Annotated in this window: 11 protein-coding genes; 5 read left to right on the forward strand and 6 right to left on the reverse strand. The window is 67.3% G+C overall.

What is annotated here, in order from left to right; all coding sequences use genetic code 11:
* Positions 1–9: 9 nt before the first annotated feature.
* On the reverse strand, positions 10–1098 hold the full coding sequence (locus AB0B25_RS18155; protein ID WP_357180469.1) for a YbhN family protein: 1089 nt from the start codon (positions 1096–1098) through the stop codon (positions 10–12).
* A 4-nt stretch (positions 1099–1102) separates the two neighbouring features.
* Positions 1103–2623 carry an adenylate/guanylate cyclase domain-containing protein gene (locus AB0B25_RS18160; protein ID WP_357180582.1) on the reverse strand — a complete coding sequence of 507 codons (1521 nt, stop codon included), beginning with the start codon at positions 2621–2623 and terminating at the stop codon, positions 1103–1105.
* Between the two features lie 235 nt (positions 2624–2858).
* Here AB0B25_RS18160 and AB0B25_RS18165 point away from each other — a divergent pair, with 235 nt between their 5' ends.
* From AB0B25_RS18165 to AB0B25_RS18185, 5 genes are all read left to right on the forward strand, one after another.
* Positions 2859–4130: an AI-2E family transporter gene (locus tag AB0B25_RS18165; RefSeq protein ID WP_357180472.1), complete on the forward strand. Its 1272-nt coding sequence runs from the start codon at positions 2859–2861 to the stop codon at positions 4128–4130.
* A complete protein-coding gene (locus tag AB0B25_RS18170) occupies positions 4108–5286 on the forward strand; it encodes a DUF5931 domain-containing protein (protein WP_357180475.1) in 1179 nt (392 codons plus the stop codon). Before AB0B25_RS18165 ends, AB0B25_RS18170 begins: the two co-directional genes overlap by 23 nt.
* 90 nt (positions 5287–5376) lie before the next feature.
* Positions 5377–6042, forward strand: a complete 666-nt coding sequence (locus AB0B25_RS18175; protein WP_357180478.1) for a response regulator transcription factor — start codon at positions 5377–5379, stop codon at positions 6040–6042.
* A 160-nt stretch (positions 6043–6202) separates the two neighbouring features.
* Positions 6203–6853, forward strand: a complete 651-nt coding sequence (locus tag AB0B25_RS18180; RefSeq protein WP_357180585.1) for a DUF1707 domain-containing protein — start codon at positions 6203–6205, stop codon at positions 6851–6853.
* 700 nt (positions 6854–7553) lie between these two features.
* The gene (locus AB0B25_RS18185; protein WP_357180481.1) at positions 7554–9257 is read left to right on the forward strand and encodes a DUF2339 domain-containing protein; all 1704 of its coding nucleotides are present in this window, start codon (positions 7554–7556) and stop codon (positions 9255–9257) included.
* A 119-nt stretch (positions 9258–9376) separates the two neighbouring features.
* Here the strand turns inward: AB0B25_RS18185 and AB0B25_RS18190 are convergent, their stop codons facing one another.
* The 4 genes from AB0B25_RS18190 to trmB form a co-directional block, all read right to left on the reverse strand.
* Complete coding sequence (locus AB0B25_RS18190; protein ID WP_357180588.1) at positions 9377–10600, reverse strand: ABC transporter substrate-binding protein; 1224 nt, start codon at positions 10598–10600, stop codon at positions 9377–9379.
* A gap of 401 nt (positions 10601–11001) precedes the next feature.
* Positions 11002–14082, reverse strand: coding sequence for an MMPL family transporter (locus AB0B25_RS18195; RefSeq protein ID WP_357180484.1), 3081 nt, complete (start codon positions 14080–14082; stop codon positions 11002–11004).
* Positions 14082–14810, reverse strand: coding sequence for an NYN domain-containing protein (locus AB0B25_RS18200; protein ID WP_357180487.1), 729 nt, complete (start codon positions 14808–14810; stop codon positions 14082–14084). The genes AB0B25_RS18195 and AB0B25_RS18200 overlap by 1 nt, the downstream gene beginning before the upstream one ends.
* On the reverse strand, positions 14807–15613 hold the full coding sequence (trmB, locus tag AB0B25_RS18205; protein WP_357180490.1) for a tRNA (guanosine(46)-N7)-methyltransferase TrmB: 807 nt from the start codon (positions 15611–15613) through the stop codon (positions 14807–14809). The genes AB0B25_RS18200 and trmB overlap by 4 nt, the downstream gene beginning before the upstream one ends.
* Positions 15614–15616: the final 3 nt, after the last annotated feature.

A 15616-nucleotide genomic window follows, 5' to 3' on the forward strand; every position in this document is an offset into this window, starting at 1 on the left:
GGTGGATGCTCACAGTCGTCGCTGCTCGAATTCCTTTTCGAACTCCGCGTCGTCGGCCTGCGGTGTGCGGAACAGGAACAGGAACAGGATCCAGCCGGCGACCGCGACAAGGATGAAACTCACCAGCCGGTACACGAATGCCGCGGCGACCGCTTGCGCGGCAGGCAGGCCCGCGGCTGCGGTGAGACCGTAGATCAGCGTCGCGTCGACGTAGACGATGCCACCGGGCGCGAACGGGATCGAGCCGACCGCCTTGCCGACGGCGAACGCGAGCAACAGGCCCGCAACGCGTGGATCGGCGCCCACCGCATAGCAGGCCGCGCCGAGGCAGGCTACGTCGGCGACGCGGTGCATCAGCGCCCACAGCGCGACCAGAGCGCCGTCCCGTTTGCCGAGGTCGACCGATTCCAGCTGGCCGAGCATCTCCGTGATCTTGCCCGCGCCCTGGTCCGGCGGGCGCTTGCGGATCCGGTTGACCAGCGCGAGCAGCCTGCGCAGCAGGGCCTCCAGCGCACCCGGATTGTGCGAGACGTGATTGCCCGCCCAGACCAGCGCGACGACGGCGGCCAGCGAGAGGATCAGCTTGAACGGGCCGATTCGGCCACCGGCCAGCAGGGTGCCGCCGACACCGAGCAGCGCAAGACCCACCGCGGCGACCACGCCGGAGAACACCAGCTGCCACGATGCGACGATCGGGCTCGCACCCCACCGTCGGGTCTGCCGATAGGTGAAGGCGGTGGAGAACACCTGCCCCGCGGGCAAGGTGACCGACATGGCGGTGGCGCCGTAGACCACCGCGACCGATGTGCGCTGACTCACCGCGACGCCACCCGCGTTGAGCAGTTGTTTCTGCACCCTGGCGAAACCGCTCATCGACAACACCTGCAGCCAGATACAGGCCGCCACCCAGCCCCAGTGAATTTCGGTGAGTTTTCGCCACGATTCGTGCAGCCGCGGCCATAGATAGACGCCCTCGCCGATGAGTAATGCCAGCAGGGCGACGCCGAGCACCCATTTGACCCACCAGAATTTGCCACGGTGGGAATCCGCCGTGGGCGGCGGCGCAGGTTCTCCTGCCATCTCCCCGTTGGCCGTCACGCGGTCAGCCTAACGAACGCGCCGTTTCGACGTCCGCACGGGCGCTTGCGTCGGCCCCGTCTTTCGGCCAGGCCAACAGCGTTTTCCTGCGCCGGCCGCGCAACTGGACCTCGTCGCCGGTCTCCCACTGGTCCTGCTCGCTTTCCTCGGCGAAATACAGTGCGCTGCCCGAGGCCAGCGTTCGGCCCGGCCGATCTTTGGCCAGTTCGGTGAGCCGGGACGCCTCATTGACCGGATCTCCGATCACCGTGTATTCGAAACGGTTTGCGGCACCGATATTTCCGGCGACGGCGAGGCCCGCGGAAACGCCGATTCCGATATCGAGACCGGGAACTTCTCGCAGAACTCCTCGCAGTTCGCGCGCGGCGGCCAGCGCGGCGGTCGGCGCGTCCGGCCGGTCGAGCGGCGCGCCGAAAATGGCCAGCGCCGCGTCCCCGACGAACTTGTTCACGAACCCGTGATGGCGGTCGATCACGTCGACGACGATGCGGAAGAATTCGTTGAGCAGGCTCACCACCTCGGTCGGTGGACGTTCCGCCGCGGTCGCGGTCGAGCCGACCATGTCGACGAACAGCACCGCGACGAACCGGGTCTCGCCGCCGAGCTCGGTCCCGTAGTCCAGCGCGCGCTGCGCGACTTCCTCGCCGACGTGCTGACCGAACAGTTCTTGCAGCTGACGGCGCTTGGCGGCCTCCTCCATCATTCTGTTGAAGCCGACCTGCAGCAGCCCGATCTCGCTGCCGTCGAAGACCTCGACCTGCACATCGCGCGCGCCCCCCTGGACGCGGTCGATGGCCTGGCTGAGCTGGCGTATCGGGTCGGAGATACTCGAGCCGGTGAGCATGGACAGCGCGAGGGCCTGCATGATCACCACGCCGCACAGCAGCAGGATGGAGATGGCCAGCGACTGGGCGGAGAACTTCACCTCCGAGGAGATCTGGGTGACGCACAGCAGCACGATGGCGATGGTCGGCGCGAAGGTACCCATACCCCAGGTCATCGCCATCCTGGTACCGACGCCCGGGGTGAGGGTGTGGTCGAAGGTCCCCTCGGTCAGCGCCTGGGCCGCGACCGGGCGCAGAATGCGCTCGCCGAGCATGTAGGTGAAGCCGAACACGATGGTGGCGGCCATACATTCGGTGATGATGACCGCGCTCGCCAACGCGGGGGTGTCCCCGATGATCACGGCCGCGAGGATCGCGCCGCCGATCAGCCACAAGGCCAGATGCAGGATCGCCTGACGCAGCGGCGCGTGCAGCGCAGCCATCTGCTCCTGGCGGCTCGGTGGGCCGCCGCGCATCTGCCAGCGCATCACCGGACGCAGCATCAGCGCGGAGGCGGCCACGCTGAGCAGGCCACCGGTCGCGAAGACCAAGGCCGGGATCAGCAGGCCGGTGCGTCGGGCATCGGAGGACTCGCCCTCGGGAACCGGCAGCCCATACTGGATGAACGCCCACACCAGAACCGCGCCGAAAGCGTTCGCCAGCAGCATCGATGTCAGGTACAGCGGCCAGCGCGTTCGCATGGTCTGTTTGACCGCTTCCAGAGGCGCCGACACGAGGACCAATCTAGCGTTTCGATCGTGTGCCGCTGATCGCGGCGCTGCAGGCCCGGCGGAAGCCGCCTCGTCCGGCGTCGCCCCGGCGCGAACTCGGGACCGTCACGTCCGGTCGCGTCTGATCTGCGGCTACCGCTATCTTGTTCGGCCCTACGCGGGATGCTGGGGACACGGTCCGGTTGTGCCCGTTAGGCTCACGGAGATGACCGACGCCAAGTCAACTCCAGTGCGCAAGGCCGGCGTCCACCGGCCCGCCGCGCAAGCGGTGCACCCGATCGTGCGTGTCGCCGCGGCGTGGGGCTGGCGACTACTCGTGCTGTTCGCACTGGGGATCGTGCTCGCCGCGATCGTGCAGAAACTGGCAACGGTGGTCATTCCACTCGCCATCGCGCTGCTCGCGGCAGCCTTGCTCGCGCCGCTGGTGGATTGGATGCAGCGGTTGGGCGTGCCACGCGGGCTGGCGGTATTCGTCGCGCTGGTCGGGTCGCTCGGTGTGGTCGCGGGCATCATGACCTTCGTCATCGAGCAGTTCGTCGACGGTGTGCCACAGCTGACCGACGAGTTCACCAACAGCATCCATTCGATCCAGGACTGGCTGATCAATGGACGGCTACATCTGAGCAACGAGCAGATCCGCAACGCGGGCGACACCATCGTCAAGGCCCTTCAGTCCAATCAGACCAGCTTGACCAGTGGAGCGCTCACCACCGCGACCGTAATCGGCGAGCTGCTCACCGGGACCTTTCTGACGCTGTTCATCCTCATCTTCTTCCTCTACAGCGGTGACCAGATCTGGGAGTTCGTCACCAGGATCGTGCCCACCGAGCAGCGGGTGCGGGTCCGCACCGCGGGGCAGCTCGGCTTCGGCACGTTGGTCGGGTTCGTTCGCGCGACCGTGGCGGTCGCGGCGGTGGACGCGATCGGCATCGGCACCGGGCTCGCCATTCTCGGCGTGCCGTTGGCGCTTCCGCTGGCCTCGCTGGTATTCATCGGCGCCTTCATCCCGATCATCGGTGCCGTCCTCGCCGGGTTCCTCGCGGTGTTCATCGCGCTGGTGACCAAGGGACTGGTCACCGCCCTGATCGTGCTCGGCATCATCATCGCGGTAATGCAGCTCGAGGGGCACGTGCTGCAGCCGCTGCTGCTCGGCCGGGCGGTCAGCATCCATCCGCTCGCTGTGGTGTTGGCGATCACGGCGGGCGTGGTACTCGGCGGAATCGTGGGAGGTCTGCTCGCCGTGCCGTTCGTCGCGGTGATGAACACGGCGATCAGGTCGCTGCTCGCGGACAGCCCCGAGGAACTGTTCCAGGAGCTGCGTAGTGACGACGAACACCGCAAGCTCTATTCTGCTGAACCCGATCGCCCCGATCCCGGCCGATTCGACGTGGCCGCAACGCTGGTCGAAGCGGCGGAGAAGAAGGCGGACGCCGCCTCCGCCCGTGCGAAACCCGATGACGGCGCGTCGAAGCGCTGAGCAGCGCTCGGCCGACGTGGCGACCGCGCCGCTGTGGCGGGCCGCCCAAGCGCTGCGGTTGGTGACGGTGCTGTACGCGGTCGGTCAGCAGATCGCCTCGGCGCCGCATTACACGAACCCGCGGCTGAGCTGGGTGCTCATCGCACTGATGGCGGTATGGTCGGGCGTGTCGGCGATCATGCTGTCGCAGTGGCATTTCCCGGAGGCGGTTCGGTTGCGCGGCTGGGTGGTGACCGGCGACCACCTGGTGGTGATCGGACTGATGGCCGCCACCCGGTTGGTCGCCGACTACGACTGGTATCACGGGCATCAGACGCTGCCGACCACGCTCTGGGCCACCAACGCCGTGATCGGAGCGGCCATCCTGCGCGGACCGATCGCGGGCGTGCTGTCCGGAGCGTTGATCGCCGCGGTAGCGCTGACCGTGCGTGATCAGTGGGGACAGGATGTGTGGACGGACGCGACCGTACCGGTCCTCGTTTCGGTGGGTTTGGCGTTGGGGCTTGCCGCCAATACCGCGCGCCGCGCCCAAGACCAGCTGGAGCGGGCGGTGCGGATGACCGCGGCCGCCGAAGAGCGCGAACGCCTTTCGCGTGAGGTGCACGATGGCGTGTTGCAGGTGCTCAGCTACATCACGCGACGTGGCAGCGAGATCGGCGGTCCCACGGCGGAACTGGCGCGGCGTGCCCGGGAACAGGAAGTGGCGCTACGCGTGTTGCTCTCCGAGCAGGCTGATCGCCGCGATTCCGGCGGAGCGGAGGTCGATCTGCGGCCGTTGCTGACCGCGCAGGCCACGCCGGATGTGTCGGTGTCGACACCCGGCAATCCGGTGCAGGTGGATCGCTGGGTGGCGAGCGAGATCGCGGCCGCGGTCGCCACGGCGCTGTCCAATGTCGAACTGCACGCCGGGCAAGACGCGAAAGCCTATGTCCTGCTGGAAGATACCGGGGATGAACTGGTGATCAGCGTGCGCGACGATGGGGTCGGCATTCCGTCGGGCCGGCTGGCCGAGGCGGAAGCCGAAGGACGGATGGGCGTGTCGCGAGCGATCGTCGGGCGGATCGCGGCGCTCGGGGGAAGCGCGGACCTGCTGACCGAGATCGACGGCGGGGTCGGATTCGGCACCGAATGGGAATTCCGGGTGCCGCGGACATGAACTCGCACAGCGAGCGAATCGTCGACACGGCGTGCGTGAGGAAGCCGAGCGCCGGCGAGGCACCGTTATGAGTGAACACGGGAGGGGTGCATGACAGACGAAGCGACCGAGACCATTTCGGTGATGGTGGTCGACGATCATCCGATGTGGCGGGACGGAGTGTCCCGCGACCTGACCGAGGCGGGGTTCCAGGTGGCGGCCACGGCCGACGGAGTCGGCGCCGCGACCAGGCGGGCCGCCACGGTACGACCCGACGTGGTGTTGATGGACATGCAGCTGCCCGACGGCAACGGTGTGCAGGCCACCGCGGAGGTGCTCCGGGTGTCACCGGGCAGCCGGGTGCTGGTGCTCTCGGCGTCCGCCGAGCGCGACGACGTGCTGGACGCGATCAAGGCGGGAGCCTCGGGATACCTGGTGAAGAGCGCGTCGGCGTCGGAACTGATCGCGGCCGTGCGCGCCACTGCCGCGGGTCAGCCGGTGTTCACACCCGGCCTGGCGGGCCTGGTTCTCGGCGAGTATCGGCGGATGGCGACCGCACCAGCTCAGCCCGACGAACCACATCGGCCCGCGCTCACCGAACGGGAGACCGACGTGTTGCGGATGGTGGCGAAAGGAATGTCCGCCAAGCAGATCGCGTCGCGGCTCGGACTGAGCCACCGAACGGTGGAGAACCATGTGCAGGCCACGCTGCGAAAACTGCAGTTGGCGAACCGGGTCGAACTGACTCGCTACGCCATCGAGCAGGGGCTCGAGTAGCACGCAAGCTCGCCCCGGAGCGCAGGAGCCGGTGCCGGTTTATCAGGGATTTCCCTGATGTGTCCGTCGCGGCGTGCTCGGTAGCCTCGACAGCATGGGCGGCCCGGAATCGATTCCCGATGTGGTCGGCTCCGGCGCTTCGGAGGTGGCCGGCGCCGGGGTGTGCGACCGGGACCTGCGCGTCTCGGACGTGGAACGCGAACATGTCGGGCAACTGCTGCAGCGTGCCGTCGGCCTCGGCATGCTGTCGCTCGGCGAGTTCACCGAGCGAATGGACACCGCGCTGGCCGCGAAGACACGCGGTGAGCTGAACGCCGTGCTCATCGACCTGCCTGGCGTCCGGCTGCGCGATCGGCCCGCAGCCCGGCCCTCGGCGTCGGTGAACTCCTCGCCCACCTTCGGCAAGAACCGGTCGGCGCCGCCGGTGCCCGACTCGGACTCGGCGAACGATGTCATCAGCGCCCGTATGTCCGGGGTGAATCGTCGCGGACCGTGGCGGGTGCCGCCCAGGTTGTCTCTGAACAGCTGGCTATCCGGGGTGACCTTGGACTTCACCGAGGCGATCATGTCGACTCAGGTGGTCGAGGTGCGCGTAAACGATTACTGCAGTTCGCTCACCTTGATCGTGCCCGCCGAGGCCACGGTCGACCTGAACGGGCTGGATCTGATCGGTTCCAGCGTGAACAACAAGGTCCACACCGGACCCCCGTTCGGCCCGTTGCACCTGGTGGTGCGCGGTTGTCTCCGGTTCGGATCGGTCACCGCCAAGCATCCGCTCTCCGCGCACTGGCGCCGGTTGATCGGCCGCTGAGCCGCTGGTCGGACGGGGCTGGCGCCCGGATCTCGCGCACTCCGAACGACGCGGAGGATACGGGTCATGTGATCCTCGCCTACGATCACGAAATCTCGAGTAGATACCGGTTGTCTACCAGGGGCAATTACTCATGCCCTGGCGGGGTGACACGACCGAGCATGAAGTCATGACTACCTCTCTCGACCCGGCGCTGATTTCGCGGCTGTCCGGTGAGTTCGCTGTGTTGGGGACGCACATGGGTGTGCTCGGACGGGACCTCGAGTTACTCCGGGAGCAGATAACTGCGGGTTCCGGTGGAACACAGGAGATTACCGAAGAACACTGCGGAACCGACACTCCCGCGGCGGCCGGGCCCGTTATGCCCATTGCGCCAGCCGCGCATTCGGCCGGGGTTGCGACTTCGGCGGTCGGCGGGGCCGGGGGGCCCGCGTCCGGAAACGCCATGCCGGGTGGGGACTCCGCAGTCGGCGCTACCGGCGGGCCGGTCGGTGCAACCGTGCCACTGCGGGAACAGGCGAGCGCGCGAAGCTCGGCTTGGGCGTCGTCCGACGCGCCGACGGCGGTACCACCGTTGTCACCGCTTCAGCCGCAGAATTCACCGATACCGAGGATGCCGATCCCTGCTGCACCCGAATATGTTTCGCATTTCGCCCCACAGTTCCGGCGGCCGGAGGTTGCGGGTGCTCCATGGATGCCGATGCCGATGCCGATGCCGATGCCGATGCCGATGCCCGGAGCGGTGCCGGGAGCGGTGCCGCCGCGTCCGCCTGTCCCGCCGCAGGTGCGGGGGCCGCGAGAACCGCGCACACCGTGGTGGCAGCGGGACGGGGTGATCAGTCGGATTCTGGCAGTGGCCGGGATGGCGGTGACCTTGATCGGTGTGGTCATGTTGCTGGTGCTCGCCGCGCAGGCGGGCTTCTTCGGGCCGGTGCCGAGGGTTGTTGCCGGGGCGGTGTTCTCGGCAGGACTGGTTGCCGCGGGTACGCGTGTCCTCGGGCGCACCGGTGGGCGGGTCGGCGGCATCGCTGTGGTGGCCACCGGTGTCGCGGGCGCGTATCTCGATGTCATCGCGGTGACTGTGAGCTACCACTGGTTGCACCCGGTACTGGGGCTCGCGGTGGCCCTTGGTGTCGCGGCCGGAGGCGTCGGGTTGGCGATGCGGTGGCGGTCCCAGCCGCTCGCGGTGCTGGTCGTGCTCGGTGCGGCGGTGCTGGCGCCGGTGTTGACCACGCGTCCGGTGCTGCTCGCATTTCTGATCGTGCTCCAATTGGCGTGCGTACCAGTGCAAGTGGCGCGTAATTGGCCGTCCCTGCACGCGGCGCGGACCGTTCCCGCCGCGCTGGCGACGTTGGTATTCGTCGCAGGGGCGGTTCTCGATGTTCCGGCGGGGGAGCGGGTGTGGCTGCTCACCGCCGCCGCGGCGGTCGCGCTGGTCGGACTTGCCGGGACGATCGTCGTCGTGCGGCGCAGGCCGACCGACGTCGCCGCGTCGCTGACGACGGCGCTGGCGACGGCGCCGATGCTGATCGCGCCGGGGATGTACCACGAGTGGCTCGACGCGGTGATCATCGCATCGACCACGGCCACGGTGCTGCTCATGGTCGCGGCGATCGCCATGGTGCCGAAACTGCAGGCCTACGCACGAATTCCGGGACATACGGCAATGGTCACCGCGGTGGCGGGCGCGATCGCCGCTCTGGAGGCCGGCGTCGGCGCGACGCGGCCCGCTACCCTTCCCGTTGCCTTGTTCCTGCTGGCGCTGGCCTTCCTCGGGGTGGCGGGCCAGCAGCGGTCCCGAGGCGCGGCGGGGATCGGCTCGGCATTCGTAGTGCTCGGTGGATGCACCCTGTGGAACGTCGCGGGTCCGGGAATCCTTGCTTCGCGGAATCGTTCGGAGGTGAGCCTCGGCGTGGCGACCACGCTCGGCGCGGTGCTGGCGCTCGCGGTGCTCGCGGTGGCGCTGTGGTGTGCACGGCGGCTACCGGGCATGGCATCGGGCAGTACGGTGCAGTGGATCGCCGCGAGCATTGCCGGGCTCTACGCGGTGACCGTCACAGCGGTGTCCATCGGCGTCGCGACCGGAGCGCCGAACGGATTCGTCCTCGGCCACGGCGCTGCGACCATCCTGTGGATGATCGCGGCAACGGTGGTGTTGCTTTTCGGATTGCGCAAGCTCGCCGCCGCACCCGTCGTCGCCAAACTCGCCCTCGGCTCGGGGCTGTTGGTCGCCGGGGCGGCTGTGGTCAAGCTGTTCCTGTTCGATCTCGCCACGCTGGACGGACTTCTGCGCGTGGCTGCCTTCATCGCGGTCGGTGTGCTCCTGCTCCTCGTCGGCACCCGGTACGCGAGGGCGTTCGCCGAGGCCGGGGCCGACAGTCGCTCGGAAGGCAACACCGGTTAGCTGCACAACGGTCGTCTGCGGTGCGCGCTCGGTGGATCGCCGCGCTGGTGAACAGGCAACGCTCTGTGGCCGCGCCGGTCGTCAGCACCGCACATCGCAGCCACGAGATCCGGCTGTCGTCACGCTCCGGCGACCTCGATGCCTCTCTGCATACCGGTGATCGCGTCGTCGACAGACTTGGCGCCGGTCAACGCGGCATAAGCGTTGTCCTGGATTGCCTTTGACACGGCTGGATAGAAGGGGGTCACCGGACGCGGCACGGCGTTGGCGATCGAATCTTTCAGCGCGGGCAGGTAGGGGAACCTCGCGATCAGCGATGGTTCGTCGTACAGTGAGGCTCGGGTCGGCGGAGTGGCACTGTCCGCGACGATACGTTGGGCGTCCGCACTGATCAGGTAGCGCAGGAAGTCCAGTGCGGTGGCCTTGTGCTTGGAGTAGACGCTGATCGCCGGGTTGTGGCCCCCGAGGGCGGAGGCGCCGACTCCGTCCTTGCCGGGTAGCGACGCGACCCCGACGTTGCCCTTCACCAGCGAGGAATCGCCCTGCGCGACACCGTAGAAGTTCGGCCAGGTACGCAGGAACAGCAGCTTGCCCTGAGCAAAGGCATTCTGGCTCTCCGCCTCCTTGAACGAGATGGCTTCCTTCGGGATGTCGTGGTTGTTGTAGGCGTCGACGAGCATCTGCAGCCCGGCGCGCGCCTGTGGGCTGTTCACCGTCGAGGTCTTGCCGTCCGGGCCGACGAAGGAGCCGCCGAAGGTGTTGATCACCTCGGCTGCGTTCACGGTCAGCCCCTCGTAGGAGGCGAATTGTCCGGCATAGCAACCAATTCCGTGCGCACGGGCGATGCCGCAGTCGGTGCGCAGCTCGGTCCAGGTCTTCGGCGCGGTCGCCACCAGGTCCTTACGGTAGAACAGGAGGCCACCGTTGGTGTTACCGGGCACCGCATACACGACGCCTCGGTAGGTAGCGCTGGCGACGGTCGCCGGCAACAGGGCGGAGGTGTCGACCGCGAACGAGTCCCGCAACGGCTGGATCCAGCCCTTGGCCGCGAATTCGGCAGTCCACGGCACGTCGGGAACGATCACGTCGTAGTCGGACAGCTTGGACTTCATATGCTGGGCGAAGTCGTCGTACTGTTGGGAGGCGTCGCTGGACTGCTCCTTGAAGGTCACCTTCTCGTCCGGGTGCGCGGCGTTCCATCGTTCGATGAGCTGCCTGATCATGCCCGTCTCGCTGGTGTCCTTGCCCTCCACATAAGTGATCGGACCGCGACCGGTCAGGTTCTGAGTGAAAGGATCAGGCCCGCTACCCGAGCAGGCACTCGTGAACGCGGCCGTCAACATGATCGCTGTAACGGACACTCGGAACGCCGAGAACCACGAATCGGTCTTGACTCGCGACATCAACACCGCTGTCTCCAATCAGTCGACCACCGGAAGGTGAAAGGTACCGCCGGACAACTCGATTTCCCACGCGCGGCGCGAGTCCGGTTACACGACCGGGGTTTTGACGAACAGCCCATCCGATGATCACCATCGGGCACAGGTGCGACCGAGAGGAAGTCTCCGCTTCCCGACGACGCTGAAAGCTCACCAGCACAGTGAAAGCCGTGCGGTCGCACGGAAATCACCCTCGGGCGGCAGCCCGAAAATCGTCAGCCCGTCGCGTGAGCCGATGGCCGCCACAGCATCGTTCGGTTGCTGTCACCCGATGGTGTGGCGGTCCTCCGCTTGTCGGGGCGCGTTCAGTCCCGGTCGCGGCGGCGCAGCAGTTCGTTCACGCTGACCGTGCGTCCGTCATCGTGATGGCGGCCCTCGTCGGGCCTGCCGATGCCGCGGCGGGAGGAACGGAGTTCGGCCATCCAGCTCTCGATGCTGCTGCGGGTGGTATTCGGGCCGGATTCGGCGGAATCTCCGTCCTCTGCGGTGGCACGGTCGGCGGGGGTGTCGGGTGCCGGTGGCCGGGGCTCGGGTGGTGAGGTGGCCGGGCGCGGGGCTCGGCTGACTGGCGGGGTCTGCGCGGTGCTCGACTCGACCGTCGGAACCTGCGCGATGCCGGCCAGGGAGGCCGAGTCCGGCCCGATGGTCGACCACGGGCGCGGCTCGGGAGCCGAGCCCGACGCTGGTGCGGGTGGCGGGGTCGGACGTGGTTCGGCTGGTCGCGCCGACGGCACGCCGGGGCGCGGACCGTTCTCCGGTATGGCTGCCGAGGGCACGTTTCCGCGTGGCCCGTTCGGCTCCCACATCGGACCGGCGGACGGAGTCGGTCGTTGACCAGTCGGGCTCTGTGGCATTGCCGAGCTAGACGGGATGCGCTGGTCGGCCTGTTCGGGTGGCGTGGCACGCGGCCCGTTCGGTGTCTGCGGAAGCAGGGGCCGTTGCCGGAGCGGGTCGCCTGGTCCGTGCGGGGAGTTGCCGGGTGGCCGCGGCCGTGCCGGATCGAGTGGCGGTGGCGCCTGCGGTGCGGGCGTGGCAGGCGGCGGTGTCCGGTCCAGCCGCCGGGTCGGCGCCTCCGCCTCGATCTCCGCGACGGTGCGTGGCTTGCGCCTGCGCGGCACCTTGTTGGCGTCGGCGATCGCGGGGATCTGCATGGTCACCGGGTCGGTGATCGGCGTGGTCTTGACCAAGTCGACGACCTCGCCGCCGCCGACGCGCTCGTCGTCGAGAATCGGCTCACCGAGCCCGATCTTCTCCTGCACCTTCTTCATCCAGGCCGGCGCCCACCAACAGTCGTCGCCCAGCAGCTTCATGGTGGCCGGAACGAGCAGCATGCGCAGCACCGTCGCATCGATGAACAGCGCGGCGATCATGCCGTAGGCCATGTACTGCATCATCACCAGGTCGGAGAAGGCGAACGCGCCGGTGACGACCAACAGGATCAGCGCGGCCGCGGTGATGATGCGGCCGGTTTGCGCGGTTCCGATCCGGACCGCCTCGGTCGTGCTCGCGCCCATGGCGCGCGCCTCGACCATTCGCGACATCAGGAAGACCTCGTAGTCGGTCGACAGACCGTAGATGATCGCGATGATCAGCACCAACACCGGCGACATGATCGGCTGTGGCGTGAAGTTCAACAGGCCTGCGCCATGACCGTCGACGAAGATCCAGGTCAGGATGCCCAGGGTGGACCCGAGCCCCAGCGCGCTCATCAGCGCCGCCTTGATCGGCAGGACCAGTGATCCGAACGTGAGGAACATCAGCAAGGTGGTGACCAGTAGCACCAGCGCGATCATCAACGGCATCCGGCCCAGCAGCGCGTCGATACTGTCCTTCTGGATCGCCGGTTGGCCGCCCACCAGCATGGTGACGCCGTCGGGCAGCTCCATCGAGCGCAGGAACTCGATGGTCGGATCGGCGTTCTGCGAGTCGGCCAGCGCCGCTTTGGTCTTGAAGATGGTGCGATCGTTCGGCGCGGTATTGGGCGGGTAGTCGAACTCGCCCGCGAGCCCCGGCGCCTGGTTCGCGTCCTTGACCACCTTGCCGACCGCGGGTGTCAGGGCGGTGCTATCGATCTTGAAGACCAGTTCGATCGGATCCGACTTGCGCAGCGGGAAGACGCTGTCGAACTGTTTCTGTGCCAGCCGAGTCGGGTTGTCGGGCGGCAAGTAGCGCTCGTTGATCCCACCGAACTGGAGATTTTTGACCGGGATGATCAACAGCAGCAACGCGATGCACAGTGGGATCGCGATCTTGAGTGGATGCTTCATCACCCAACGGGTGGATCGGCCCCAGATCCCGTTCTCCACCTCCTCGGCCGTCTTCGTCGTGCGGAATCGCTTGAAGCCGAACATGTCGACGCGTTTGCCGAGCACGCTGAGCATGGCGGGCAACACCGTGATCGAGGTCAGCGCCGCCAGCGTGACTGTCGCGATGGCGCCGTAGGCCACCGACTTGAGAAAGCCCTGCGGGAACAGCAGCATGCCGCCGAGGCTGGCGACGATCATCGTCGCGGAGAACACCACCGTGCGTCCCGCCGTCATCACCGACCGGCGTACGGCCGCCTTGGTGGCGTATCCCTCGGCCAGTTCTTCGCGGAACCGGCTCACGATGAACAAGCCGTAGTCGATGGCCAGGCCGAGGCCGATCATCGAAACGACCGGCGAGACGAACGAGTTCACCTCGGTGAACTCGGTGATGAAGCGAACGATCCCCCACGCGCCGATCACCGTGAGACCACCGACGATCAGCGGCAGCGCGGCCGCGACGATGCCGCCGAAGATGAAGAACAGCAGCACGGCCACCGCTGGGATGGCGAGGATTTCCATCCGCTTCTGGTCGTCGGCCATGGTGTCGTTCAAGGTGCCCGCGACTGCCTGCAACCCGGCGACCTGCACGTTGACGCCCGGAATGTAGAAGACGTCCTTCACCTTGCGGTAGTTGCGCACCATATCGGTGTCGTTGTCGCCCTTGATGGCGATCGAGGCGAAGGCGTACTTCTTGTCCTTCGAACCGAAGACACTGGTCTGGGCGAACGCCTCGTCCGTGCGCCAGTAGGTCCCGTTGATCTTGGTGATTTCGTTCGGGTGCTCGCGCGGCAGACTGTTCAGGTTGGCGACGATCTTGCTGCTGAAGGCAGGATCGTCGACGGTCTTTCCTTCCGGGGCCGTGTACAACACGATGACGTCGGAGTTGTGATCCCGTTCGAACGCCGCGTCCTTGATCTGGGCCGCCCGCGCCGATTCCGAGGTCGGATCATCCCACCCGCTGGAGCTGAGGTGGTCTTCCAATCCGAGGCCGTAGCCGCCGAGCGCCAGTAGTCCGGCAACGACGATTCCGATGGTGGCGAAACGCAGCCGATAGACCAGATCGCCCCAGCGTGTGAACACTAAGCGACTCCTTGGGCGGGGCGAGAGGTGAGTAGTGCCGACAGCGGCCGGAACGGCTGCAGCCAGGCACCCTCGTCGGGCAGTGAGTCGAGGCTGACCCGGGGCAGCGGTTCACGGAACACGCCCGGGATGTCCTCGAGGTCGATGAATTCGAGAGTATCGGATGTTACGGCCCAACTCGCATGCTCGCGAAAGCCGAGCACCTGGACCGGCACGCCGCTGGCGGCGAGTTCTTCCAGCGGCTCACGAAATGCCTGGCCATCGGCCGAGGCGACCATGATGCCCGCCAGCCCGGGACCACGGCTGCGCAGCGCGATGTGCGCCAGCATGTCGGCGTCGACATCGGAGTCCTCGTCGATCTTGGGCTTCGCGAACACCGCGTAACCGACATTGCGCAGTGCCTCGACCCATGGCCGAACGACATCGGCGGTGCCGGACGCGATATTGGTGAAAACGGTGGCTTCGGGTTCGACCCGGTGCGCGCTGCCCACGGACAGTTCGGCGGTTCTGGCCAGCAGCCAGCGGCCGAGAGCATCGAATCTCGGGCGGTAGGCGGCGGTCGGCCGCCCGCCCAGAATGGCGCCCAGGCCCATGTCGAGGTTCGGGGCATCCCACACCAGCAGGACCCGGCGCACATCCGGCGACGTGCCACCGATGCCTTCCGTTCCGGCTCCCTGCACCTCCCCGGCAACATCGACCACTTCGTGGGCCATCTCACTGACGCTCATCGGTCGATCTTCCCCCATATGAGCTCCGTGATGGCGCTCCCGGCGCGATGCGCCTTGCCTTCGAATTTCGTGACCGGCCTTTCGAAGCCGATCGGAGCGGTCGCGCGATGCTCCGCGCTGACCCCGCCCGTCGTCTCATTCAGTCCTCTGAACAGCGGTTCTGCCATGCCGACCTGATAGATGTGCTCGGCGTACCCGGCATGATCGGTCGCGACGTGCAGTACGCCGCCCGGCTTCAGGCGATTCGCGATCAACGCGACAGTAGCCGGCTGCAGCAGTCGCCGCTTGTGGTGTCGCGCCTTCGGCCACGGGTCGGGGAAGAAGACGCGCACCCCAGTCAGCGAGTCTGCAGCAATCATGTTTTCCAGCACGTCGACCGCGTCGCCGCGCAGCAGTCGGATGTTCTCGATCCGTTCGCGCTCGATGCGTTGCACCAACTGGGCGAGGCCGGGTTGGTAGACCTCGATGCCGATCAGATCGAGGTGCGGTTCGGTCTGTGCCATCGCAGCTGTCGCGGTCCCCGTGCCACAACCGATTTCGATTACCAGCGGGGCGTCGCGGCCGAACCAGGCGGCCTGGTCCAACGGTGTGTCGGCGACTTCCCGGCCGATCGTCGGCCACATCCGGTCCCAGGATTGCTGCTGGGTCGGGGTCAGCGCACCACGGCGCGACCGGAAACTGGTGACCCGTGGGTACAGGCGGGATCCGGTCTTGCGCCCGCGATCAGCCGGAGCCGAGGTTGTGGACGGCGGGCCCGGAACTGACTCGGCAGTATGGTTCGCGGCGTCGTTCACGGCGTCCATTGT

The sequence above is a fragment of the Nocardia sp. NPDC049190 genome (assembly GCF_040648115.1).
Taxonomy (GTDB): Bacteria; Actinomycetota; Actinomycetes; order Mycobacteriales; family Mycobacteriaceae; genus Nocardia.